Source organism: Rhodococcus sp. P4_F3_2 (assembly GCF_056401335.1).
On record NZ_JBFUJN010000034.1, the window covers coordinates 1 to 23011 of the forward strand.

General features: G+C 62.2%; 25 protein-coding genes. 14 read left to right on the top strand and 11 right to left on the bottom strand.

The genetic code is table 11. The annotated features are described in order from the left end of the window. Nucleotides 1–45 precede the first annotated feature (45 nt). From fmdA to AC1DWA_RS26935, 3 genes are all read right to left on the bottom strand, one after another. Nucleotides 46–1305, bottom strand: coding sequence for a formamidase (fmdA, locus tag AC1DWA_RS26925; RefSeq protein WP_477917296.1), 1260 nt, complete (start codon nt 1303–1305; stop codon nt 46–48). 94 nt (nt 1306–1399) lie between these two features. Then, entirely contained in the window at nt 1400–1687 is a 288-nt protein-coding gene (locus tag AC1DWA_RS26930; RefSeq protein ID WP_020906737.1) for an FmdB family zinc ribbon protein, read from the bottom strand. Between the two features lie 79 nt (nt 1688–1766). Beyond that, nucleotides 1767–2390, bottom strand: a complete 624-nt coding sequence (locus tag AC1DWA_RS26935; RefSeq protein WP_244891388.1) for a serine/threonine protein kinase — start codon at nt 2388–2390, stop codon at nt 1767–1769. Between the two features lie 504 nt (nt 2391–2894). On the opposite strand from AC1DWA_RS26935, the gene aceA reads away from it, so the two are divergent. From aceA to AC1DWA_RS26955, 4 genes are all read left to right on the top strand, one after another. Next, nucleotides 2895–4184: an isocitrate lyase gene (gene aceA / locus AC1DWA_RS26940; protein ID WP_003941533.1), complete on the top strand. Its 1290-nt coding sequence runs from the start codon at nt 2895–2897 to the stop codon at nt 4182–4184. Nucleotides 4185–4368: 184 nt separating this feature from the next. Beyond that, the gene (locus AC1DWA_RS26945) at nt 4369–5265 is read left to right on the top strand and encodes a 3-hydroxybutyryl-CoA dehydrogenase (protein WP_283569193.1); all 897 of its coding nucleotides are present in this window, start codon (nt 4369–4371) and stop codon (nt 5263–5265) included. Nucleotides 5266–5356: 91 nt separating this feature from the next. Beyond that, on the top strand, nt 5357–7663 hold the full coding sequence (gene metE / locus AC1DWA_RS26950; protein ID WP_477917298.1) for a 5-methyltetrahydropteroyltriglutamate--homocysteine S-methyltransferase: 2307 nt from the start codon (nt 5357–5359) through the stop codon (nt 7661–7663). A 72-nt stretch (nt 7664–7735) separates the two neighbouring features. Next, a complete protein-coding gene (locus tag AC1DWA_RS26955; RefSeq protein ID WP_019744429.1) occupies nt 7736–8776 on the top strand; it encodes an NAD(P)-dependent alcohol dehydrogenase in 1041 nt (346 codons plus the stop codon). Nucleotides 8777–8791: 15 nt separating this feature from the next. On the opposite strand, the gene AC1DWA_RS26960 is transcribed toward AC1DWA_RS26955, so the two are convergent. Further along, nucleotides 8792–9586, bottom strand: coding sequence for an RNA polymerase sigma factor SigF (locus AC1DWA_RS26960; RefSeq protein WP_020906739.1), 795 nt, complete (start codon nt 9584–9586; stop codon nt 8792–8794). Further along, nucleotides 9583–10014 (bottom strand): ATP-binding protein, encoded by a 432-nt coding sequence (locus tag AC1DWA_RS26965; protein ID WP_020968899.1) that lies wholly within the window; start codon nt 10012–10014, stop codon nt 9583–9585. Before AC1DWA_RS26965 ends, AC1DWA_RS26960 begins: the two co-directional genes overlap by 4 nt. A gap of 391 nt (nt 10015–10405) precedes the next feature. On the opposite strand from AC1DWA_RS26965, the gene AC1DWA_RS26970 reads away from it, so the two are divergent. Further along, complete coding sequence (locus tag AC1DWA_RS26970; protein WP_020968900.1) at nt 10406–10849, top strand: STAS domain-containing protein; 444 nt, start codon at nt 10406–10408, stop codon at nt 10847–10849. 71 nt (nt 10850–10920) lie between these two features. Here AC1DWA_RS26970 and AC1DWA_RS26975 read toward each other — a convergent pair whose 3' ends face one another. Beyond that, nucleotides 10921–12189: a glycosyltransferase gene (locus tag AC1DWA_RS26975; protein ID WP_477847287.1), complete on the bottom strand. Its 1269-nt coding sequence runs from the start codon at nt 12187–12189 to the stop codon at nt 10921–10923. 120 nt (nt 12190–12309) lie between these two features. On the opposite strand from AC1DWA_RS26975, the gene AC1DWA_RS26980 reads away from it, so the two are divergent. Beyond that, nucleotides 12310–12723, top strand: a complete 414-nt coding sequence (locus AC1DWA_RS26980; RefSeq protein ID WP_477917300.1) for a DUF6292 family protein — start codon at nt 12310–12312, stop codon at nt 12721–12723. Between the two features lie 22 nt (nt 12724–12745). Here AC1DWA_RS26980 and AC1DWA_RS26985 read toward each other — a convergent pair whose 3' ends face one another. Beyond that, nucleotides 12746–13315 carry a DUF2231 domain-containing protein gene (locus AC1DWA_RS26985; RefSeq protein ID WP_020906743.1) on the bottom strand — a complete coding sequence of 190 codons (570 nt, stop codon included), beginning with the start codon at nt 13313–13315 and terminating at the stop codon, nt 12746–12748. 114 nt (nt 13316–13429) lie between these two features. On the opposite strand from AC1DWA_RS26985, the gene AC1DWA_RS26990 reads away from it, so the two are divergent. Next, nucleotides 13430–13651: a hypothetical protein gene (locus tag AC1DWA_RS26990; RefSeq protein ID WP_020968904.1), complete on the top strand. Its 222-nt coding sequence runs from the start codon at nt 13430–13432 to the stop codon at nt 13649–13651. A gap of 16 nt (nt 13652–13667) precedes the next feature. On the opposite strand, the gene AC1DWA_RS26995 is transcribed toward AC1DWA_RS26990, so the two are convergent. Beyond that, a complete protein-coding gene (locus AC1DWA_RS26995; protein ID WP_019744420.1) occupies nt 13668–14522 on the bottom strand; it encodes a polyphosphate kinase 2 family protein in 855 nt (284 codons plus the stop codon). Nucleotides 14523–14579: 57 nt separating this feature from the next. Next, the gene (locus AC1DWA_RS27000; protein WP_003941527.1) at nt 14580–15314 is read right to left on the bottom strand and encodes a TetR/AcrR family transcriptional regulator; all 735 of its coding nucleotides are present in this window, start codon (nt 15312–15314) and stop codon (nt 14580–14582) included. 170 nt (nt 15315–15484) lie between these two features. On the opposite strand from AC1DWA_RS27000, the gene AC1DWA_RS27005 reads away from it, so the two are divergent. The 5 genes from AC1DWA_RS27005 to AC1DWA_RS27025 all read left to right on the top strand — a co-directional run bounded on the left by AC1DWA_RS27005 (nt 15485) and on the right by AC1DWA_RS27025 (nt 19788). Beyond that, nucleotides 15485–16765: a DUF445 domain-containing protein gene (locus tag AC1DWA_RS27005; RefSeq protein ID WP_046378191.1), complete on the top strand. Its 1281-nt coding sequence runs from the start codon at nt 15485–15487 to the stop codon at nt 16763–16765. Nucleotides 16766–16868: 103 nt separating this feature from the next. Further along, on the top strand, nt 16869–17375 hold the full coding sequence (locus AC1DWA_RS27010) for a helix-turn-helix domain-containing protein (RefSeq protein ID WP_019744418.1): 507 nt from the start codon (nt 16869–16871) through the stop codon (nt 17373–17375). After that, a complete protein-coding gene (locus AC1DWA_RS27015) occupies nt 17368–18195 on the top strand; it encodes a heparin-binding hemagglutinin (RefSeq protein WP_019744417.1) in 828 nt (275 codons plus the stop codon). The genes AC1DWA_RS27010 and AC1DWA_RS27015 overlap by 8 nt, the downstream gene beginning before the upstream one ends. 96 nt (nt 18196–18291) lie before the next feature. Further along, nucleotides 18292–18588 carry a DUF2516 family protein gene (locus AC1DWA_RS27020; protein WP_003941505.1) on the top strand — a complete coding sequence of 99 codons (297 nt, stop codon included), beginning with the start codon at nt 18292–18294 and terminating at the stop codon, nt 18586–18588. A 168-nt stretch (nt 18589–18756) separates the two neighbouring features. Then, nucleotides 18757–19788: an alpha/beta fold hydrolase gene (locus AC1DWA_RS27025; RefSeq protein ID WP_021333908.1), complete on the top strand. Its 1032-nt coding sequence runs from the start codon at nt 18757–18759 to the stop codon at nt 19786–19788. Nucleotides 19789–19800: 12 nt separating this feature from the next. Here AC1DWA_RS27025 and purU read toward each other — a convergent pair whose 3' ends face one another. After that, entirely contained in the window at nt 19801–20688 is an 888-nt protein-coding gene (purU, locus tag AC1DWA_RS27030; protein WP_003941509.1) for a formyltetrahydrofolate deformylase, read from the bottom strand. Between the two features lie 64 nt (nt 20689–20752). On the opposite strand from purU, the gene deoC reads away from it, so the two are divergent. After that, nucleotides 20753–21418: a deoxyribose-phosphate aldolase gene (deoC, locus tag AC1DWA_RS27035; protein WP_020906748.1), complete on the top strand. Its 666-nt coding sequence runs from the start codon at nt 20753–20755 to the stop codon at nt 21416–21418. Here deoC and AC1DWA_RS27040 read toward each other — a convergent pair. Further along, entirely contained in the window at nt 21415–22185 is a 771-nt protein-coding gene (locus tag AC1DWA_RS27040; protein ID WP_029254824.1) for an LmeA family phospholipid-binding protein, read from the bottom strand. The genes deoC and AC1DWA_RS27040 overlap by 4 nt on opposite strands. 127 nt (nt 22186–22312) lie before the next feature. Between AC1DWA_RS27040 and AC1DWA_RS27045 the strand changes: the two genes are divergently transcribed. Continuing rightward, nucleotides 22313–22891 carry a type IV toxin-antitoxin system AbiEi family antitoxin domain-containing protein gene (locus AC1DWA_RS27045; RefSeq protein WP_020906750.1) on the top strand — a complete coding sequence of 193 codons (579 nt, stop codon included), beginning with the start codon at nt 22313–22315 and terminating at the stop codon, nt 22889–22891. Nucleotides 22892–23011: the final 120 nt, after the last annotated feature.

The window sequence follows — 23011 nt, forward strand, 5'->3', positions numbered from 1 at the left end:
GTTGAGGAGTCCTCACACTCCTCAACCACTCACGGGGCCGGAGGCCTAGACCCTGTTCTCCGAACGCGGAGCGCCGATTCCGGGATCGATCTGGAACGGTCCGCTCGACGAGGGTGCGAGGGGGAAGTCGAAGATCGCAGTCGGGAGATACACCGTCGAACACGAGTTGGGGATATCCACGACGCCAGACAGGCGGCCCTCGATCGGTGCCGCACCCAGCAGCAGGTACGCCTGCTCCGGCGCGTACCCGAACTTGGTCAGGTACTCGATCGCATGCAGGCACGCACGCTGGTAGGACAGATGTGAATCCAGGTACTTCTGTTCGCCGTCCAACGTGACGGAAGTGCCCGAGAACGCAAGCCACTCGGAATACTGCGGATCCGTGTTGCCCGGCATGAAGATGGCGTTCTCGGAAACGCCGTAGGTATCCATTCCGCCCTTGATGATGTCCACACGAAGATCGATGAAGCCGCCCATCTCGATGGCACCGCAGAAAGTGATCTCACCGTCGCCCTGGGAGAAGTGAAGATCGCCGACCGACAGATTCGCACCGTCCACGAATACCGGATAGAAGATTCGGCTGCCCTTGGTGAGGTTCTTGATGTCCTGGTTTCCACCGTTCTCGCGAGGGGGAGCGGTGCGCGCCGCCWCGCCGGCTACGCGCGTGTACTCGTCACCGGTCAAGGTTCCCAGTACTGCATCGCGGGGCTCGGGCGGAAGTGCAAGCGGGGGAACCCGATTGGGATCGGTGGCAATGAGGGCGCCCTCGCGGGCATTCCACTTGGCGAGCAACGCCGCCGACGGAGCAGTACCCATCAGCCCCGGGTGGACGATGCCCGTGAACGAGACGTGCGGAATGTGACGCGACGTCGCCGTTTGGCCGGAGAAATCCCAGACGGCCTTGTACGCGTCGGGGAACTGTTCGGTGAGGAAGCCGCCGCCGTTGTTCCGAGGGAAGATGCCCGTGTACCCCCAGCCTTGGCCGGCCAACGGACCCGAATCTTCTTGGGGGATAGGCCCGATATCCAAGATGTCGACGATCAAGAGGTCGCCGGGCTTCGCGCCTTCGACGGAAAAGGGGCCGGACAGCGTGTGGACCGTGGTCAGTGGTGCATTGAGAATGTCGTCGGCCGAGTCGTCGTTGTGTATTGCGCCGTCGAACCATTCGCGGCAATGGACACGAAACGCATCACCGGGTTTCACCGTCACCGCCGCCGGGATGTCCGGGTGCCACCGATTGTGGCCGACGATCGCCTGGTCGGTGAATTTCTTGGCGGAATCGAGTGGAAACAGCAGTTCAGGCATATGCACTCCTCATTCTCGAAGAAACGGAAAACTCGTGGCGGCAGGACTTTCGTGTCGAATCGGGACTCACGGCCAGGACGCGCGGTGAGGACGCTCAGGGGCGAGGTAGCTTGCGGTGCAACGGATTGGACGTCGTCGGGGCAGATTGTCGGCCACGGCCGGGTAGTGACCCACTGACCACGGCAGGCTCGTGAGCTGATCGGGCAGTGCTGTCCAGTAAACCCATCGCGGTTGACGAGCTGTGACTCAAACGGGGAGACGAGACAACACGCTTCGATTCGAGACTGCACTGGGGGCAACGGATCGACTGGGGCACTTCGGCCATCGCGAACGACCGCTCGAGCGGGCCGCAGCCGGTACAGCGAAACTCGTACAGAGGCATGCGGTCACGCTATCGGAGGATCCGTAAGTGCGACACTGGAACGACACGCACCGGGTTGCCGATGCCGCAATTGCGCCCGTCAGCGCAAGTACACAACCGCGTTGTCTCCGCCGGTACAGGTGACGATGCCGGAGGTCACCTTGCATGCCATCGTGTACTCCTTGCCGGTCACCGGACTACGTGCGGACACGGTGCTGGAGGCACCGGCGGCACCGGAGTTTCCGTAGGCGATCCGAACTGCCTCGGCAAACTCGCACGAAGTTTTGCCCCCACTTGTCGCGGACTCCTTGTAACTTCCGGCCGGCTGCCCGCCGGGGCAGGCGGACGCACCGGCCGGGAAGTTCGCGGCGCGTGTGGTCGTCGGGGATGTCGTGCTGGGAGCGGTTGTCGTGGTGCCGGGTGTGTTCGCGGCGGTGATGGTGGTCTGGGCCGCGCCACCGGCGGCCGAGTTGGGGACGTCCTTCGGCCAGAGGACCCAGGCAAGCCCGCCGAAGAGAGCCAACACAGTGATAACTCCGATTACGGATACCGGAATCACCCAGCCGGGCCGACGCCGCGGCGGATTCCCACGTGGCGGTGCAGGCGGGAATCCCTGGGGCGGGGGATACGACTGCGGCGCGGCCCGGTAGCCCAACTGCGGCGGCTGTGGACCGGATTGCGACCATGCCTGGTTGTTCGGTGGCCGCTGATAGTTGTCCGGCACCGCTTTATCGCCCGGTCGGGGGCGTCGAACGACAAGTCATGGTTCGACAGCATATGGCCGGCGAATGGGTTGTCTGTGGCTTTCTGACGGGTAGATCCCTGGAATTGCCCGAGCGAAGCCTGTTGCCACGAAGTGATTGCGGTCACTTGCGAGTCGTGAAGTTGTCTCCGAAGTAGCGGATGGGCCTGTTCCGAGTGCCGCGCGAACTGCCGGAATTTGCAAGTGACGGAGTTGAGTGCATTTCGTTCACAGCCAGCGGTTTCTTTGCTACTCGCCAGTACGGAACCTGTCCGATTGGGTAGTACCAGCCGTGTAGGAATCTTCACAGACTTAGCAAAGTGTGTTGAAAAGGTAGCGAAGATTGGCATTAGCAACAGGTAGACGGCACTTTTTCGATGTGCCATTCTCGGTAAGTACACAAGAAGGGCCTGGCAAGTATGTGAAGTAGTACGCACGTACTGCTCACAACAGGCCGGACCAGCAGATCAAAGAGATGGAGTCTTGATGTCGACCACCGGCACCCCGAAGACCGCAGCTGAGCTCCAGCAGGATTGGGACACCAACCCTCGCTGGAAGGGCGTTACTCGTAACTACACGGCCGATCAGGTCGTCAAGCTCCAGGGCACCGTCGTCGAGGAGCAGACCCTCGCTCGTCGCGGATCCGAGATCCTGTGGGATCTCGTGAACAACGAGGACTACATCAACTCCCTCGGTGCACTTACCGGCAACATGGCTGTGCAGCAGGTTCGCGCCGGCCTGAAGGCCATCTACCTCTCCGGTTGGCAGGTTGCCGGCGACGCTAACCTCTCGGGCCACACGTACCCGGACCAGAGCCTCTACCCGGCCAACTCGGTTCCGACCGTCGTTCGTCGCATCAACAACGCACTGCTGCGCGCCGACGAGATCGCCAAGACCGAGGGTGACACCTCCGTCAGCAACTGGCTCGCTCCGATCGTTGCCGACGCCGAAGCCGGCTTCGGTGGCGCTCTCAACGCTTACGAGCTGCAGAAGGCCATGATCGGCGCCGGCGCTGCCGGTGTCCACTGGGAGGACCAGCTCGCTTCGGAGAAGAAGTGCGGCCACCTCGGCGGCAAGGTGCTCATCCCCACGCAGCAGCACATCCGCACCCTGACCTCGGCTCGCCTGGCTTCCGACGTTGCGGACGTTCCGTCCGTCATCATCGCCCGCACCGACGCTGAGGCTGCAACCCTCATCACCTCCGACGTGGACGAGCGTGACCGCCCGTTCCTCGACGGAACCCGCACGGCTGAAGGCTTCTACGGCGTCAAGAACGGCATCGAGCCCTGCATCGCTCGCGCCAAGGCTTACGCACCGTACGCAGACCTCATCTGGATGGAGACCGGCGTGCCGGATCTCGAGGTTGCAAAGAAGTTCGCCGAGTCCGTTCGCAGCGAATTCCCGGACCAGCTCCTGGCCTACAACTGCTCCCCTTCCTTCAACTGGAAGGCGCACCTGGACGACGCGACCATCGCGAAGTTCCAGAAGGAGCTCGGCGCGATGGGCTTCAAGTTCCAGTTCATCACGCTGGCCGGCTTCCACTCGCTCAACTACGGCATGTTCGACCTGGCCTACGGCTACGCCCGCGAAGGCATGACGGCATTCGTCGACCTGCAGGAGCGCGAGTTCAAGGCTGCCGAAGAGCGTGGCTTCACCGCCATCAAGCACCAGCGTGAGGTTGGCGCCGGCTACTTCGACACCATCGCCACCACCGTTGACCCCAACACCTCGACGGCAGCTCTCAAGGGCTCCACCGAAGAGGGCCAGTTCCACTAAGAACTGACTTCGGGTGGGGGAGAGGCTCGGCTTCGGGTCTCTCCCCTGCTTGTATCACCGCACTACTTTCTCTCGTCTTCAAGGCAGTTCCGATTGCGTCGGCCACCAGCGTCGACGCAGTTCGAAGTGCTTCTTTTACAACACCTTCACCAGACAAACTCCACGAGACAAACAAGGAGCTGACGTGACCAGCGAAAAAATTCAGCGCGTCGGCGTTATCGGCGCCGGAATCATGGGTGCCGGAATCGCCGAGGTGTGCGCCCGCGCACATGTCGATGTTCTGGTCTTCGAGCAGACTCGCGAGCTTGCAGCAGCCGGGCGTTCACGCATCCTGCGTTCGCTCGACCGCGGTGTGAGCAGCGGAAAGATCACAGAACGTGAGCGTGAGCAGGCCGCATGGCGTCTGCGTTTCACCTCCGATCTGGGAGATTTCGCGGACCGCCAGCTCGTCGTGGAGGCCGTCGTCGAAGACGAGAAGATCAAGAGCGAAATCTTCGCCGAGCTCGACGCGGTCGTGACGGACCCGGATGCGGTTCTCGCATCCAACACGTCGTCGATCCCGATCATGAAGCTCGGCATCTCGACCAAGCGTCCCGAGCGAGTCATCGGTATGCACTTCTTCAACCCGGTCCCGGTTCTGCCACTCGTCGAATTGGTGACGACGCTCAAGACCAGTTCCTCCGTCTCGCAGCGCGCCGAGGCTTTTGCCAGCGACATCCTCGGCAAGCAGGTCGTCCGCAGTGCCGACCGCTCCGGCTTCGTCGTCAACGCACTCCTGGTCCCCTACCTGCTCTCGGCGATTCGCATGGTCGAGTCGGGCTTTGCTACGAAGGAAGACATCGACAAGGCAACGGTTCTCGGCCTCGCGCACCCCATGGGTCCGCTGGCTCTGACGGACCTGGTCGGACTCGACACCGTCAAGTCCATCGCCGACTCCATGTACGAAGAGTTCAAGGAGCCGCTGTACTCCGCTCCGCCGCTGCTCCTGCGTATGGTCGAAGCCGGATTGACCGGCAAGAAGTCCGGCGCAGGCTTCTACGAATACGCCGACAACGGTCGCTCCACCAAGCAGGCAAGCTAAGGCCCAAAGCCCCTGTGCGCGTTTGTGGAGTGTAGAGACTCCATAAACGCGCACAGGGCGCTCGCGCCCCTCGGTTAGAAAGGTCGACCGCATGTCCAGCAGCACTGCAGCATTCGGCTCCAGCGTCCTGGGGTATCCGCGCATCGGGCCGCGCCGTGAGCTCAAGCGCGCCCTCGAGTCCTACTGGCACGGCACTTCGGACAAGGACGCACTTCTCGCGGTCGCCAAGGAACTCCAGGAATCGACCTGGAGCGAATTGGCTGCGACGGGACTGAGCCAGGTTCCGGGCAACACCTTCTCCTTCTACGATCACGTGCTCGACAATGCGCTGCTCTTCGGCGCAGTGCCGGAGCGGTTCAAGCCGCTCGAGGGCGCCCTCGATCCGCTCGATTTCTACTTCACGATGGCCCGCGGTCGCCCGGACTTCCCGCCTCTCGAGCTGGTGCGCTTCTTCGGCACGAACTATTACTACCGTCAGCCCGAGATCGACGCGAACACGGTGTTCTCGCTCAACTCGGAGGCACTTCTCGACGAGTTCGAACGCGCTAAGGCGCGCGGCATCGAATTGCGCCCCGTCATCATGGGGCCCGTCTCGCTGCTTCTGCTCTCGAAGGTCGGACCTGCCACCGAGAAGTCCGATCCGAACTTCACCCCGCTCGACTTGTTGGACGCGCTCCTGCCCGAGTACGAGAAGCTCTTCGAGCAGCTCGCCAAGGCCGGTGCCACCTGTGTTCAGTTGGACGAGCCTTCGGTGACCGAGGACCGCACCCCCGAGGAGCTAGCCGCTCTGGGACGTGCGTACGAGAAGCTGTCGACGGCTCCGCTCCGCCCGCGCCTGTTGGTGACGGGTCCGTACGGCAAGTTCGGCGAAGCCCTCAACATCTTGGCGCCCACCAAGATCGAAGCCTTCGGTCTGGACTTGGTGCACGGCAAGATCACGGCCGAGGAACTGGCCGCAGTGCCGAACATCAAGCGCAAGCGCATCTACGCGGGCGTCGTCGACGGTCGCAACGTCTGGCGCGTCGACCGGTTCAACACCTTGACGTACCTGAACGAACTCAAGGACGTTGTGCCTGACCTCGTCGTCTCCACGTCGTCGTCGCTGTTGCACGTGCCGTACGACGTGCTCTCCGAGTACGACATTCCAGGAGACGTCGCAGACCGTCTGGCTTTTGCGAAGCAGAAGGTCGGCGAGGTCGTCTCCCTGGCGAAGGCGCTCACCGAAGGTCCTTCGGACAAGTGGCGTAAGCGTCCGACGAAGGTGCACTTCAAGCTCAAGCACGCTGTCCGTGCTCGGGTCAACGCGATCAAGCCCGAAGATCGTGTGCGTGCACCGTACGAGGAGCGTCGTAAAGCCCAGCAGGAACGGTTGAACCTGCCCTTGGTTCCGGCCCAGACATTGGGTTCGTTCCCGCAGACCGACGCGATTCGCCAGGCTCGTTACGAACTCGGCCAGGGGCGTTTGGAGTGGGACGACTACTACAAGCGCATCCAGGAAGAGATCGAGCGCACAATCCGTCTGCAAGAGGACATCGGTCTCGATGTCTTCGTGCACGGCGAGCACGAGCRCAACGACATGGTCCAGTACTTCGCCGAACTGCTCGAGGGCTATGCCTTCACGCACAACGGTTGGGTTCAGGCCTACGGATCTCGTTGCACGCGTCCGCCGATTCTCTACGGCGACATCGCACGTCCGAAGCCGATGACGGTCGAATGGATTGCGTACGCGCAGTCGCTGACCGACAAGCCGGTCAAGGGCATGCTGACGGGTCCGGTCACCATGATCGCCCGTTCGTTCGTTCGTCAGGATCAGCCGCTCTACGAAACGGCAGAGCAACTGGCACTTGTCATTCGAGACGAAATCGCGGATCTCGAAGCTGCCGGAATTGCCATCATCCAGGTGGACGAGCCGGCAATTCGTGAACTGCTGCCACTGCGTGAGGACGGCCGGGAGGCCTACCTGGAGTGGGCCGTCGACGCGTTCCGTCTGGCAACAGGTGGAGCGAAGCCGGAAACACAGATCCACACACATCTGACGTACTCCGCTCGGTCGTCGGTGGTCGACGCCATCGAACGGTTGGACGCCGATGTGACGGCTATCGTCGCGACCCGCTCCATCACGTGGGTTCTCGAAGCACTCAAGGAAGGCGCGCTCACGCACGGCGTCGGCCCCGGTGTGTACGAATCTCGTTCGGCTCGGATTCCCGACATCGACGAGCTCGACGAATTGCTCACCGAGGCAAGCGAATCGATCTCTCTCGATCGTTTGTGGGCCAACCCGGACGGTGGCCTCAAGACCCGCCATCCATGGCAGCTCGAGCCTTCGCTGCGCAACATGGTTGCGGCCGCGAGGCGCCTGCGTCGTCGCGCCGAACAAGCGGAGCGCGACGCCGGGTAAGTCACGTCAAGAACACGTCATGGAGGGGCCTGCGATTTGCAGGTCCCTCCATGCACGGGTAGGCATGTGTGCATGGTTACTGCTGCTGCTTACGCCGCGACGTCCGCTGACGGTCCGCTCGAGAAGACCACCGTCGAACGCCGCGAGCTCGGTCCACTGGACATTCTCATCGACATCAAATTTGCCGGCATCTGCCACTCCGACATCCACACCGCTCGCAACGAGTGGGGCGGAGCCAAGTACCCGATCGTCCCCGGACACGAAATCGCCGGCGTCGTCGCCGCGGTGGGTTCGGATGTCACCAAGCACAAAGTCGGCGACCGCGTGGGCGTCGGCTGCTTCGTCGACTCCTGCGGAGAGTGCGACGCCTGCCTGGCCGGCGAAGAGCAGTACTGCCGCAAGGGTGTGACCGGTACATACAACGCCACCGGACGCGACGGCGAGCGCACTCAGGGTGGCTACTCGACGCACATCGTCGTCACCGAGCATTTTGTTCTCTCGATCCCTGAGGGCATCGAACTCGACGTTGCCGCGCCGCTGCTGTGCGCCGGCATCACCTTGTACTCACCGCTGCGGCACTGGAATGCCGGCCCCGGCAAGAAGGTCGCCATCATCGGGTTCGGCGGCCTCGGTCACGTCGGTGTGAAGATCGCCAAGGCGCTCGGCGCGGAAGTCACCGTCCTGAGCCAGACGCTCGGCAAGAAGGAAGACGGCCTTCGTCTCGGCGCCGATCACTACTACGCGACCAATGACCGTGAGACGTTCAAGGCTCTTCGCGGCGAGTTCGACCTGATCCTCAACACGGTCTCGGTCAATCTCGATATCGACGCCTACATGTCCTTGCTCGCCATCAACGGCACGCTCGTCGAACTGGGCCTGCCGGAGAAGCCGATCGAAGTTCGAGCATTCTCGCTCGCCGCAAACCGTCGTAGCCTCGCCGGCTCCATGGTGGGCGGCATCCCGCAGACACAGGAGATGCTCGACTTCTGCGCCGAGCACGGCATCGGCGCAGAAATCGAACTGATTCCGGCGAGCGACATCAACGACGCTTACGAGCGCGTGATCAAGAGCGACGTTCGATACCGATTCGTGATCGACACCGCAACAATCTGACCACCTCAGTCACGTTCAGTCGAGTTGCTCGCGAAGATTACTCAATGTCTTCGCGAGCAATCTCGACACGTGCATCTGGGACACACCGACTTTCTCGGCGATCTGTGTCTGCGTCAGGTTTCCGAAGAATCTGAGCATCAACACCGTCCGCTCTCGTTCGGGCAGCTTGTCGAGAAGTGGACGTAAGGCCTCGTGATTCTCGACGTTCTCGAGTGCTGCGTCGTAGTCACCGAGTGTTTCCACGAGCGGAAGATCGTCGGTGTGATTGGACGCGGCACCGTCGACCGAGACGGTCTGGTACGCGTTGCCGGCGATCAACGCCTGGGCAACTTCTTCACGTTCGATCCCCAACGTCTCGGCCAACTCGTCGACGGTCGGCGCGTGCCCGAGTTGTTGTGACAGCTCGCTGATGGCTTGCCCGAGTTGGAAGTGCAACTCCTTCATCCGGCGTGGAACCCGCAATGCCCAACCGGTGTCGCGGAAGTGTCGTCGAACTTCGCCCATCACGGTGGGAACCGCGAACGAGACGAAATCGGATCCGCGCGTGGAATCGAAACGGTCGACGGCGTTGACCAGACCGAGGCGCGCCACCTGAACCAGATCGTCGTGTGCCTCGCCGCGCCCGTCGAATCGTCTGGCGATGTGTTCGGCCAACGGTAGGCACCTGGTGATCAGTGCGGTGCGCACTCGTTCGTACTCCGGACTGTGGGGCTCGAGGGTCCGCATTTCCTCGAAAACGGGTATGACGTCCCGATATTCGTCGGTGGACCGCCGGCGCGGGCGTGACGGGCCGTCTGCGGAAGCGGTCACAGGCGCCCGCTGAGGGCCTTGGTGAACTTCATGGTCGTGATGTAGCCGACGCCGCCCAGGTTCTCTTCCTGGTCGAGTGAAATCGAATCGGTGAGTTCGGTGAGGATGTGCCACCCGAACGATCGCTGAGTGCTGTCCTCGTACTCCGTGGTTGTCGTCGATACGGATACGTGCAGTTGCGGGGGAGTGAATACGAACCGACACACCAGAACCGAATCAGGCGCAGCACGAACAATCAGATGCGTACAGATTTCGTCCATGGCCAATTTGATGTCGGCGATGGCGTCGAGGTCGAAGTTTTCCTGAATGGCAACAGTGGCGGCCAGTGCACGCAAAATCGACAGCTGATCGAGAGTCGCTTGAATCCTCAACTCCACAACTGGCTGAGTCTGATCCTGATCGGGCTCGAGTGCGCTGAGGTGTGCCATAAGTTCTCCGGATCGTCGTACCAGGGGTCGCGGTGAAGTCTGGTGCCGAGAACGATACCCATCTCGACCTTCACAGTGACCCCCGAACACGAAATTTGGTCGATGGTGGTGCCGGGGTAAACGACACGATTCTGCTCACGACCGTTGGCGATCGCAACATCGGATTACCTCGCGGAACCGCAGACCAAACCACATTTTTGTTCGGAACACCGAAACGAATGGTCGCAACGCACTTGTGACGCCGGTCATGCTGGCGTACTGTTTCAAACCGAGGTTGAGCACACAGCCGATGAGGGATTTATCCGTAATTCTGGAGACCCGTTCATCGTGCGGCTCCTTCGGAGGTCCCTTCTCTTTTGCAGAGTGTAAACCGTTGCGGGATGGGAGAACCATGACTGTTGTTCCAGGATCATCTATTTCAGGCTTTACGAACGCGGCGAAGGGATCGGTAGATTACGGACCTCCCGCGACCGGGACAGCGACCGCATCGTTTCACGCGCACCGCATCAGTGCACATACCGCTGTGATCCACGTTCGTGGCGAGATCGACCTGATGAGCGCCAATGCTTTTCGTGACTTCTTGACGTACCACGTTGCCGCGGACCGGACGCTGGTTGTCGATCTCTCCGAACTCGAATTCATGGGGACGTGCGGCTTGTCCGTGCTGTCGGTCCTGTCGACGCGATCACGCGACGTGGGCGGCACACTCGCGCTCGTCTGCGCCCGCCCGGTTCAGAGGCTACTCAAAGCAGCTGGTCAGGAGTCGATGTTTGCCTGCTACGAGTCGCTGGATCATGCAATCGGACTCGAAGAGACCCGACGTTTCCCGGCTTGATACCGCCCTTTCGCCGATAGTTTCGAGTCACCTACAGTTTCGAGAAATCAGCTTCGTAGAGCCCGTCAGCGTCAGTGCACTTCACTTCGGTGAGTGCCCTTGTGTTGGCGGGCTCTCGGCGGTGCTGTGACGCAGCGGCCGTAGGTTCGGACCACCTCGGTGGCGACGTGATCCCATGAATACGATTCGCACGCTCGGGCCCGACTCTGCCGTGCAAACGCCGCGCCCTCGTCTTCGTCGTCCAGAAGATGCCGGACCGCGCGCGCGGTTTCCGCGGGGCTGTTCACCGGCACCCGACGCCCCGTGAGTCCGTCGATCACCGTATCCCGCAGTCCGCCAACAGGAGTCGCGACTACGGGAACTCCGCACGCCATCGCTTCCAGCGCCGCGATTCCGAAAGGTTCGTATCTGGGGGTGCATACGAGGGCGTCGGCCGACCGCATCAGTTTCGGTAGTTGGCGGTGCGGAACGCGTCCCAACAATTGGACTCGATCTGCGACGCCGAGCCGCTCGGCGAGCTTGACCAAGCGGATCGCAACCTCGTCGGTGCTCAGTTGCGCGACGGGTGGCCCGCCGATCACCACCAACTCCGTGTCCGGCAGTGAAGCCAGCGCGGCGACGGCAACATCGAAGCCCTTCTGCTCCACCAGCCTTCCGACGCAGATCAATCGATGCGGCGCGGTCTTCTTCGCGGCGGGTCCCTCCGGGGTGAACGCTTCGGTATCGACGCCTGAGGGCACCATCGTGGTCCGTGATCGTGGTGATCCCTGCCGAACCAGATCGAAGATTTCGTCCGAACTTGTCGCGATGACATGGGTTGCGCCCCTGGCGATCAACGGTTCCAGGTGAGTCCGCTCCGATGGGCTGTCGTCGGCTGCTCCGAGGTGTCGGTGCGCCGCAGATCCCAGGGAATGGAATGTCTGAAGTACGGGGATGCCGAGTGAGCGGGTCGCGAGTTCCGTTGCCACACCAGACATCCAGAAGTGCGAGTGCACCACATCGGGTCGGTCGGTACTCCACTGAGCGCGCAGAATGCTGGCAAAGGTGCCCAGGTGGGGGAGTATTTCGGCGTCCGGGAGAGCGTGTGTCGGGCCGGCTTCGAGATAGTCGACGGAGTACCCGGCGCGGGCGCGAACGCGGTCCGGTCCACCGACGTGTGCCCGCCTGGTGAAGACGGTGACATCGTGTCCGGCGCGAACCAGGGCCGCGGACAGTTCGTCGACGTGCAGGTGCTGTGCACCGGCTGCCGAGCAGCCCACCGGTGCGAGTGGATCGGCGTTCACCGACACCATGGAGATCTTCAGCATTCGTCCGGGAGCCATAGCGGGCGAGTACTTCATCGGGTCCCCTCTCCACTTGATCGGTTCGTCTGGGGATACCCGGAGTCCGTGATCTGAACCGGGTTTCGGCGCGGTCAGCGCTGGGCACATTCCAAACACGATGGCGAGGAGTGAGGTTCGATGACAGAACAAATGCTGGTCGACGCAACCGTCGGACTCGGGTTCGAGCGGTACGTACAACGGGTGGCGGTCGGCGTGGGGGCCGGCATAGAGCAATGGTGTTGCAGGCGCGAGCATCCTCTGGAGGCCTACATCGCGTTGGATCGAACTGTGCCGCGTTTCCCTGGGCGTGAGGTGGCGTTGCTGTGGGAGGAGACGTGCGGTTGGGYCCTGGCCGTGGAGACTCGTTCAGGGGAGGACCTCATCGTTCTCGGATATCTGGGCGAACACGCAGTGCCGACCCCGGACGCCGTCGCCGACTTTGCCGCGACACTGGGCACGCGCAACCCGCACTGGGTCATGAACAGGCCACTGGCGGATTCGGACGAGACCGCGCGAGAACTACGAAGCTACTCCGGAAGTGCTTACGCCTGAACAGTATTGAGGTCCGATCAGCTCAGTTGACCACGTCCAGGATGGGATCGAGAACCGGAGTCGCTGCAGCCTCGACGGCAGGATCGTCCATGAGTTTGAAAACGATGTGACCGCCGAGCGCGCCACCGACACCGACCGCGGTGAGCCCCAGCACCGACAGAACTCGCGCCAGCGCGAGTGAATCCTTGCCGCGTAGCCTGTACGACGCGGCAAAAGACCAGATCCCCACAGCATTCGACGCGGCGTGTACCAGCCCCACACGGCGTGCGACGTCGCCACGTTCGGACCAGTCCAGCCAGCCTGTCAGCAAAGCCGGCGGCGTCGAGACCAGCCCGAGCCCGATCAACCGTCGTGCAGTCTGCGGATCGCCTGACACGTCGAAGATCAGCGAAGCCGTCCACGCGCCCGCGGGAATGGTCACGAGGGCGGGATGGATGGGATGCCCGACGAGGGCGCCGCGCAGAAGTGCGGCGACAGTACGCGATCTGTCGGATCGCTCGGTGATCTGGAGGATTCTGCGTCTGATGCCAGTGGACGGACCGTCCAGTCCGCGCGCCGATTCGATTCCGCGGTAAAGAGTTCCGATGTCCATGCAATTCGGCTACCCGGCGTAGACGTCGGGAAACCTCACGACAGGAGTGTCTTGTCGACCGTCATGCTCCGGCGTACGGTCGAAACGAAAGAGATCCGACCGGAGGAGCGAACGATGAAGCTCAATCTCTTTGCAGCGTGGGCGTCGTATTTCCTGGTGCTGGCCACAGTTGTCTGTCTCGGCAGCTTTCTCGTGGCCGCCGGTTCAGGGCACGGTGGTTGGGCGTTGATTGCCGGGCTCGCCGGCGTCGCGTCCATCGGACTGGCGGTTGCCCTGTACACCAGCACCGTTCATCACGACCACAAAGTGCACCGCGAATCCCCACACCTGTTCTGATCAGGACTGCTTCTGATCAGGACTGTGCCAGTCGCGCTTTCTCCGCCTCGATGTCGAAGTTGGCAGGCGGCCAGTCGAGATCGAGCTTTTCCAGAGCGTCGATCAGTAGCTCCGTGACCGCAATTCGGCTGTACCACTTCCGATCACACGGCACGACGTACCACGGCGCGTGCTCGGTCGACGTCTTGTCGAGCATTGCCTGATACGCCTGTTGATATGCAGGCCACAAACCGCGTTCGGTCACATCACCCGGGTTGTACTTCCAGTACTTGTCCGGGCGGTCGAGCCGCTCTTCGAGCCGCTTCTTCTGCTCGTCGAGCGAGACGAACATCGCCACCTTCACGATGGTGGTTCCGGCGTCGACGAGTTCCTTCTCGAACTGGTTGATCTCGTCGTAGCGCGCGCTCCAGACATCCTCAGGGACAAGATCGTGGACACGCACGACCAGGACATCCTCGTAGTGGGAGCGATCGAACACACCGAGATAGCCGCCGCGGGGGAGTTCCTTCTTGATCCGCCAGAGGTAGTGATGTTGCTTTTCCTCTTCGGTCGGGACGCCGAAGGCCGCGTGCTGAACTCCCGAAGGATCCACGTGACCGATCACGTGTCGGACCATGCCACCCTTGCCCGCGGTGTCCATTCCTTGCAGGACCAGCAGGATGGAACGGCTGTCCCCGGACCTGCCGTTGGCGTAGAGCAACTCCTGCAGGTCGGACAGGACCGCGCCGCGCTCCTCGAGTAGACGTTCGCCGTCAGCTTTGTTTCCGGTGAATCCCGGAGTGCTGTTGCGATCGAGTTGATCGAGTTCGAACCCGGGCTCCGCCCGCAGTGTCTTGGCGGCCGGTGTTTCCCACAGCGAGTCTTGTGCCATGCCGAAAGAGTGCCACAGGATCGACCCCTGTGGCTCGAAAGTTCGGTCTCGGGCGAGTCAGTCCTCGGCAGGCTTGACGAGGGGATGCGGAACCGACTTGAACTTGGCCGGTGATCCGTTGACCGCAGCAATGCCGGTGATGCCGCCCCACGTCATCATGGTGAGGTAGTCGATCAGCGATTCTGCGGACATCGACTTGTTGGAGATCCACCAGTGCGTCGCGAGCTGAATTCCGCCGACGATCCCGAACGCCCACGGCAGGGAACCGCCGGAATCCATCTCCATCTCGCGAAGACGATTGCCCAACACCGTGGAGAGCAATTCGGCGATCATGCGCTCGGAATCGGCAACGACGTCGCGGTTGGCGCCGGCGCCGTTGGCCATGACGTAGAGGTAGATGTCGGGGTCGGATGCCACCGTCTCGACGTACGCGGTGATGCTGGCCTGGGTGAGTTCGAAATCGTCGAGATCGCCGCTGATCGCTTCGTAGATGCGCGGCGACAGGATGGTCTCGACGTACCGCATCATCGTGGCGGTGGTGAGGTCGCTCTTGTCGGCGAAGTACCGGTAGAGCACGGTCTTGGACACACCGATCTCGGAGGCGATCTCGTCCATGCCGATCTCACGGCCGCGTGCCCGGATAGCGGCGATGGTGCCGTCGACGAGTTCCTCGCGGCGAGCGATCTTGTGTTCGCGCCACCGACGCTTGCGACCGTCGGATTTCTCGGGCTTCGCATCAGCAACGACTGGGCCGTCTACCTGCTCGTTGTCCTGCACGGCATTCTTGGCCACGAGTCATCTCATATCTGTGGTGCGAGCCACGTCCGATCGGTCTACTTTCTGGTCCAGCTTAATGTCCGTGCCTTTATCTCGGGCACTCACATCCGCGGTTCGGGGGATTAAGTCCTAGCGAATCGGACATCGTGTCGCTCGCGCTACGCCGCGTCACACCTTTCGGCACAATGGCGAGGGTGCAGCAACTGAGCCTCTCCGCCTTCGACGACGCCGCCAAGCGTCGGGACCTTCGCAAGATGAAAGTCTTCGCCACTGGCCTCCTCGGCTTCGCGACGGTGGTCTACATCTTCTGCCGGTGGCAGGAATCCCGCGGCGCCGGAGAGTGGGTCGGGTACGTCCGGGCCGCGTCCGAGGCGGGCATGGTCGGCGCGCTTGCCGACTGGTTTGCCGTCACCGCGCTCTTCCGTCATCCGATGGGGCTTCCCATCCCGCACACTGCCATCATCAAGCGTAAGAAAGACCAGCTCGGAGCCAGTTTGAGCTCGTTCGTCGGTCAGAACTTCCTGGCTCCCGAGGTTGTGTCGGCCAAGGTGCAGCAGGCGCAGATTCCGCTCCGCCTCGGTACGTGGATGGCTGAACCTGCCAATGCCGCTCGCGTCGCCGCCGAGACGTCGACGGTATTGCGCGGGATGGTCGAGGTTCTTCGCGACGAGGACATTGCCCAGATCATCGACAACACGATCGTGAAGCGGCTGGCCGAGCCCATGTGGGGACCGCCGATCGGCCGAGTGCTCGGGGAGTTGCTCAAGGACAACAAGCAACTGCCGATCATCGAATTGCTTGCCGAGCGCGCGCATCAGTGGGCACTCGGCAGCCAGGAGACGATCGACCGTGTGATCGTTCGCGATTCGCCGGCGTGGTCGCCGAAATTCGTCGACGCGATGCTGGGGGAGAAGATCTACAAGGAACTCGTCGAGTTCACCTGGAAGGTCCGTTCCAACCCGGAACACGAGGTACGTCTCGCCGCCAACCGCTTCCTGATCGATTTCGCCGATGATCTGCAGAACGACCCGGAGACCATCAAGAAGGCCGAAGGGATCAAGGCGGAGATCATGGGCCGCGAGGAAGTGACGGGTCTGGCGTCCTCGACGTGGCAGGTCGCCAAGCGCCTCATCATGGAGTCGGTCGACGATCCGAACAGCACCCTGCGGACCAAGGTCGCCGAGAACGTGGCCGGCTTCGGAATCAGGCTGCGAGACGACGAATCCATGCGTGAGAAGGTCGACGGCTGGCTGGTGCAGGGCACCAAGTACATCGCGGAGAACTACACCGACGAGATCACCGGAGTCATCAGCGACACGGTCGAGCGGTGGGATGCCGACGAAGCGAGCCAGAAGATCGAGCTGCAGGTCGGTCGAGATCTTCAGTTCATCCGTATCAACGGCACCGTTGTCGGCTCGATCGCCGGGCTGCTGATCTACACGATTTCGACGCTCATCTTCGGCTGAGCTGTCCGGTATGTGACGTCCACCACGAGTGCTAGCAGTAGTGCTTGCAATAGTTAGCACCCTCTCCTATCCTGGGAAATGTCCACTGGAAAGGGAGGACGCAATGCCAGCGAAGTCGACGAACTCCGATGACGGAGATCGTGAATTATCCGGTGCCGCAGCCGGAGCAAGCGACTTGGCAGCTCGCGTCGTCAGCTCTGCGGCACACGACATCGGGGGGTTCATTCGTGCACAGCGGGAAGCCGCCCAAGTTTCGATGCGCCAACTTGCTCAACTCGCCGGCGTCAGCAATCCGTATCTGAGTCAGATCGAACGCGGATTGCGTAAACCGTCGGCAGACGTACTGGCGCAAATCGCCAAGGGTCTTCGAGTCTCATCAGAAGTCCTGTACGTCCAAGCGGGATATCTCGAACAACGCCCGCACAGTCCCATCAGGGACGCGGTGTTGGCCGAGACGGCCATCAACGAACGGCAGAAGCAAGTACTGCTCGAAATCTACGACTCGTTCTGTCGCGAGAACGAGTCGTCCAGACCAGCCGCAGCGCCCGATTTCGCTGAATCGGCCGCAATTCCAGACACCGAGACTTCACTAGGAGAACAAGATGACTGACAAGAACGCCATCGACAGCGTCAAGACCTCGCTCTACGCTGCTGTCGGCGCAGGCGACCTGGTTGTCCAGGCCGTGGCCGATGTAGTCGCTCAGGTTCGTGAGCGCGCCGAGAACACCCAGGGTGACGTCAACGGCCGTGTCGACGGTGCCCGCGAGAAGCTTGCTTCCGTTCAGGGTGACGTTGCCGAGAGCGTCGAGGCACTGCGCGAGCGTCTCGCCGGCCTGCCGTCCGAGCTGCCCGAAGAGCTCGCCGAGCTGCGAGAGAAGTTCGCACCCGAGGAACTCCGCAAGGTCGCCGAGGCATACCTCAAGGTTGCCGGCGATCTGTACAACTCCCTCGCGGAGCGCGGCGAAGACGCAGTCGAGCGCATCCGCAAGCAGCCCGCAGTCGAAGAGGGCATCGCTGCTGCAGAGTCGGCACTCGGCGACGCCGTCGAGCTGACCGAAGATGCACTCGGAACCGTTGCTCGTCAGACGCGCGCCGTGGGCGAGCAGGCTGCCAAGCTGGCCGGCCGCGCTGCCGGACGCATCTCCGACACCGCAGAAGAGGTCGGCGAGAAGATCGCTGACGCCGGCGAGAAGATCGCCGACGCAGGCGACGAGGCAGCACTGAAGGTCCTCGACCTCGGTGACCAGGCAGACGAGGCTTCCAAGGAAGCTGCCGCTCGCGTGACCGCTGCCGCTTCCGACGTCCAGGAGCGCGCGACCACCGCCGCCAAGAAGGCTGCTCCGGCCAAGGCTGCTCCGGCAAAGGCTGCTCCGGCCAAGGCCACCGCGCCGGCTCCGGCCAAGAAGGCTGCTCCGGCCAAGAAGGCCTGATTTTGCCCAGCTCCACCTGACGAAGGCTCCCGCGCTCAGCCGAGTGTGGGAGCCTTCGTGTTCGTCGGGAACCGGATGAGAACTTAGGATGTAGTTGTGACTCAAGTCGATGGGCTAGTCGGTCTGATCTTTCTCGCACTGAAAGTGCTCGCGTTGGTGGGTGCTGTCTACGCGATCGTTCATGCCGTCAGGCAGCGTCCGGACGCCTTTACCGCGGTCAACAAATTGACCAAGCCGATCTGGCTCGGAATTCTGATCGTTGCGGCGTTGATCCTGCTGGCGACATCCCCTGTCGGTCTCCTGGGCATCATCGCGGTTGTTGCAGTGTGTGTATATCTCGTCGACGTTCGACCGCGCGTGGACGACATCCAGCATGGCGGTTCCCGCTGGTAGGGGGCCGCGGTTTCTGCTCATCCGGTGACGCGGTTCCAGGTCACCGTGTGTTGCCCCACTCTTCGCTCCAACGCTGACAACGCGCGTTGTTCGAGTGATAGTGTCGGTTAACGGCAGTCACACATAGATTGCATCCGTCTGTCGTCAGCAGCAGTCAGGGGTAAATGTATGTCCAGTCGTTCGCGCACCACAGAGCTTCGAGTACTGGCAGGCGCCGTCGGAGTGGGAGCACTCGTCGCGGCAGTCGCTGGGATCCGTCATCGGCGATCCACGCGCGGGTTGACTCTTTCGAGCGACGTCGAGCCCAACGCACTCCTGAAGACTCCGACGCTCAAAGCTGATATCAGTGAACTGACCACCGACGACGGTGCGATCATCAATGTCCGGGCTTACGGTCCCGTCGACGGCGATCCGATCGTTCTCAGTCACGGCTGGACGTGCTCAACCGAATTCTGGTACCCGCAGGTCAATGCGCTTGCCGGTGAATATCGCGTCATCACCTACGATCAGCGCGGTCACGGACGCAGCACCGTCGGTAATCTTCCGCTCGGCCCGGACGTCCTCGCCGACGACCTTTCTGCCGTGCTGGCAGCCACGGTTCGCGAGGACAAGAAGGCGGTCATCGTCGGTCACAGCATGGGCGGGATGAGCATCATCGCCTGGGCTGGTCGTCACCCCGACGAGGTCAAGAAGTACGCGTCGGCGGTCATGCTCGCGAGCACCGCGAGTGAAAGGTTGATCGCCGAGACCACGGTCATCCCACTGCCCAATCGCTTTCCTCGGGTGCCGGTCCCCGTGGGCCGCGCCATCCTCAGTTCGCCCGTTCCGTTTGTCTCCTCGGGCGCCATGACGAAGGCGATCCAGTACGTCTCGATGTCACCGAACGCGACCAAGGCCGAGATTCAGTTCTGCGAGAACATCGTTCGTGAGTGCAAGCCGCGTATTCGTGGCGGTTGGGGAGCAGCGCTGAGCACCCTCGACATTCACGAGGGACTCGACAATCTCGAAGTGCCGACCACCGTGCTCGTCGGTTCGCTCGATCGGCTCACTCCGCCGGTCCATGCGCGCAAGCTTGCGCAGGTCCTCGACGACGCCGGCAACCTCGAACGGTTGATCGTGTTGCCGGGCGTCGGTCACATGTCGTCGATCGAGAACATCGACGAGTTCGACAAGGAAATCGTGCGACTGCGCAATCTCTAGCGCAACGCAGCTCTAGCTGAAGACGACCGTCTTGCGCCCGTGGACCAGAACCCGATCCTCGAGGTGCCAGCGCAGTCCGCGTGAGAGCACGAGCTTTTCGATGTCTCGACCCTGGCGGACCATGTCGGCGACATCGTCGGCGTGGTCGACGCGGATCACGTCCTGCTCGATGATCGGACCGGCATCGAGTTCGGCGGTCACGTAGTGGCAGGTGGCGCCGATCAACTTCACGCCGCGGGCGAACGCCTGGTGATAGGGGCGGGCACCGATGAACGACGGCAAGAAGCTGTGGTGGATGTTGATCGCGCGGCCGGCCCAGTGCTCGCACAGTGATTCGGGAAGCACCTGCATGAAGCGTGCAAGAACCACGGCGTCGGGGTTGTGGGCGTCGACCAGAGCGCGGACCTTCTCGAAGGACGGTCCCCGTTCGGCCGGGTCCTTGGCGAACGGAACGTGGTGGAAGTCGATCCCGTGGCGCTCGGTGACACTGCGCAGGTCTTCGTGATTTCCGATGACGGCGCTGATCTCTGCCGGAAGTTCTCCGCCCGCGGCGCGGCCCAGGAGGTCATGCAAGCAGTGACCTTCCTTGCTCACGAGCAGCACGATCTTCTTGGGTGCGCCGGAGTCGTGAAGAGTCCACTCGGTTTCCGGACCGATCTCGGCCGCAACAGCTTTGAACCGTTCACGAAGCTCGTCGATGCTCATGCTCACAGACGACGCGCGGACCGCCTGACGCGTGAAGAACCATCCGGTGTCGGCATCGGCGTGGTATGCGGCCTCCACGATCCATCCACCGACGTCGGTGAGAAAGGTCGAGATGCGTGCGACGATGCCCGTGGTGTCGGGGCAGCCGAGGGACAGAACATAGCGACGATCATCGATCGAAGGTGCAGCGGTCATGCGGCCTAGTCTCTCAGGTGCGGCTGCGGCGACGGTCGCGTGGTGGTGTGCCAAGCTTTCCATCATGTCTGAAGCTGCACTCACTCGTTCCCAGGTTGCCGCGATGGTGGACCACACTCTCCTCAAACCCGAAGCCACCGCGGCCGATGTGACCGCCCTGATCGACGAGGCACGCAGCCTCGGTGTGCTGGCCGTCTGTGTCTCGCCGTCGATGTTGCCGATTCGCGCCGACGGACTGGTGACGGCGGCCGTCGTCGGATTCCCGTCGGGGAAGCATCATTCACTGGTCAAGGGTGCCGAAGCGCGACTGGCCGTCGATCAGGGCGCTACCGAGATCGACATGGTCATCGACGTAGGAGCGGCGGTCGCCGGCGACTACAGCGCTGTGCTCGCAGACATCCTCACCGTCCGTGAGGCGATGGGGGAGAGTGCGATCCTCAAAGTGATTCTCGAAACCGCTGCCCTGTCCGACGAGGCCATCGTCGAATGTTGCCGCGCAGCCGTGCGTGCCGGGGCGAACTTCGTCAAGACCTCCACCGGCTTCCACCCCGCGGGTGGGGCGACGGTCGAGGCCGTCGAACTGATGGCACGGACGGTCGGCCCAGGCGTGGGAGTCAAGGCCAGTGGCGGAATACGTACGACGCAGGCCGCACTCGACATGATTGCGGCCGGCGCCACCCGTCTCGGATTGTCCGGAACCCGAGCAGTATTGGACGGTCTGACCGACTAGGTCAGCAGGCCGCAGCTGTCCGGCACCGCCGAGGCGTTCTGGTTGTTCGCGTCGGCGACGGGCATGGCGTAAGCGCCGCCCTCCAGTGAGATCTGGATTGCGTCGTCGGTAACGGTCAGCTTGGTGGGCTTCATGTCCAGCGGGTACGTCTGCAGGCTGTCGGTGAGTGTCTGGACGATGCCGTCGACCAGGTCTGTCGGCAGACCCAATCCGAGAATCTCGGCGCCGACGGTCTGAACGTCGACCACACCGTTGGTGACGGTGGGCTTGACCGTGAGCTTCGCGAGCCCGACCGGTCCGACGTCGAACGCGAGTGTTCCGGCGCTCGAGTCGGCGGTGACGCCGGAGACGAGGCCACCGAAGGTCTGCTCCTGCAAGGTGGCGAGAATGCCTGCGGTAGACCAGGTGACGTCGGCGCTGGAGCTGCCGATGGTGCCGCTGTTACCCGCCGAGGGCTGCAAGTTGATGTCGTTCACCTTCGCGTGAACCTGCATGCCCGTTGCGGGGCCGAACGAAGAGTCGTCACTGTCGATGCTGATGTACGGCACCTTCTTGTCGACTGCCTGCAGGAGTACGGGCTTCCAGCTCAACCCGACGTCGACCTGGGATCCCAGTTCGCTCTGGAACTGATCGGCCATGCAGGTCTTCACCTGGTTGCGTACGTACAGTTCTCCACCGACGAGTGCCGCCACGAGCACGGCGATCACCACGAGAAGGATGACGAGCACTCGGTTGCGCGGACGAGGGTTGTTCGCTGCGACAGTCATTCGCCAGATTCTTCCCGACGAGTCTGAACGAACTCTGTGAATACGCACTTCCTCATTCCTGTGATGYGCGACACAGTCGCCCGTAGTCTGTTCGAAACGGCGTTTTCGACGGTCACCGGAGGTGGTCATGGCTTCGGACTACGAATCACTCGAGCTGCTGGCGCTGCGACAGTGTGGATTTGTCACGGCTCTCCAAGCGTCCGAACTGGGTTTCGGTCTGGCGTCGATGGAGGAGATGACGGAATCCGGAACATGGACATGTGAGTGCCGGGGACTCTTTCGCCTCGAACGCGTCAGACATACTGCCTTGGACGAATTTGCGAAGTGGTGCACGTGGTTCGCCGGTAGCGCCACCGTCTCGCATTACAGCGCCGCAGATCTACATGGCCTCGGGCACCTGCAACCTCGCTTCATTCATCTCTCGACAGCGCACCCACTCGCGGCGCCGACCCGCCAAGTCGCCCTGCACCGACTGCCGCTCGCGGACGACGAGTGCGAACAGATTGGACCCATCCGCATCACCACGCCTTTGCGCACCGTGCACGACCTCGCATCCGGTGGAATTTCTCAAGTTCTGCTCAACGAAGTAGTCGCCGATGCGGTAGCGATAGGTCGACTCGACGCGCACGAGTTGTATCTCTCGTGTGAAAACGCGAGCATCGACGTTGCCGTCCGAGTGGAGTTGGCGCTCGCCGCAAGCCTGTAATCGAGATTGATTTCTATGCTTCTGCGACCTTCTGGCATCACGTTCGAAATCGAATATGACACCAATATCAGAGATTTGAAATGCGCTACTTCGGGGCGAATATTCTCTCTTCAGTGCAGG

Coding starts and splice junctions, on each gene's coding strand:
- AC1DWA_RS26930 (WP_020906737.1), bottom strand. CDS start 1,687: ATGCCTCTGTACGAGTTTCGCTGTACCGGCTGCGGCCCGCTCGAGCGG.
- aceA (WP_003941533.1), top strand. CDS start 2,895: ATGTCGACCACCGGCACCCCGAAGACCGCAGCTGAGCTCCAGCAGGAT.
- AC1DWA_RS26955 (WP_019744429.1), top strand. CDS start 7,736: ATGGTTACTGCTGCTGCTTACGCCGCGACGTCCGCTGACGGTCCGCTC.
- AC1DWA_RS26965 (WP_020968899.1), bottom strand. CDS start 10,014: ATGGCACACCTCAGCGCACTCGAGCCCGATCAGGATCAGACTCAGCCA.
- AC1DWA_RS26970 (WP_020968900.1), top strand. CDS start 10,406: ATGACTGTTGTTCCAGGATCATCTATTTCAGGCTTTACGAACGCGGCG.
- AC1DWA_RS26975 (WP_477847287.1), bottom strand. CDS start 12,189: ATGAAGTACTCGCCCGCTATGGCTCCCGGACGAATGCTGAAGATCTCC.
- AC1DWA_RS26985 (WP_020906743.1), bottom strand. CDS start 13,315: ATGGACATCGGAACTCTTTACCGCGGAATCGAATCGGCGCGCGGACTG.
- AC1DWA_RS26990 (WP_020968904.1), top strand. CDS start 13,430: ATGAAGCTCAATCTCTTTGCAGCGTGGGCGTCGTATTTCCTGGTGCTG.
- AC1DWA_RS26995 (WP_019744420.1), bottom strand. CDS start 14,522: ATGGCACAAGACTCGCTGTGGGAAACACCGGCCGCCAAGACACTGCGG.
- AC1DWA_RS27005 (WP_046378191.1), top strand. CDS start 15,485: ATGGCGAGGGTGCAGCAACTGAGCCTCTCCGCCTTCGACGACGCCGCC.
- AC1DWA_RS27010 (WP_019744418.1), top strand. CDS start 16,869: ATGCCAGCGAAGTCGACGAACTCCGATGACGGAGATCGTGAATTATCC.
- AC1DWA_RS27015 (WP_019744417.1), top strand. CDS start 17,368: ATGACTGACAAGAACGCCATCGACAGCGTCAAGACCTCGCTCTACGCT.
- AC1DWA_RS27025 (WP_021333908.1), top strand. CDS start 18,757: ATGTCCAGTCGTTCGCGCACCACAGAGCTTCGAGTACTGGCAGGCGCC.
- purU (WP_003941509.1), bottom strand. CDS start 20,688: ATGACCGCTGCACCTTCGATCGATGATCGTCGCTATGTTCTGTCCCTC.
- deoC (WP_020906748.1), top strand. CDS start 20,753: ATGTCTGAAGCTGCACTCACTCGTTCCCAGGTTGCCGCGATGGTGGAC.
- AC1DWA_RS27040 (WP_029254824.1), bottom strand. CDS start 22,185: ATGACTGTCGCAGCGAACAACCCTCGTCCGCGCAACCGAGTGCTCGTC.
- AC1DWA_RS27045 (WP_020906750.1), top strand. CDS start 22,313: ATGGCTTCGGACTACGAATCACTCGAGCTGCTGGCGCTGCGACAGTGT.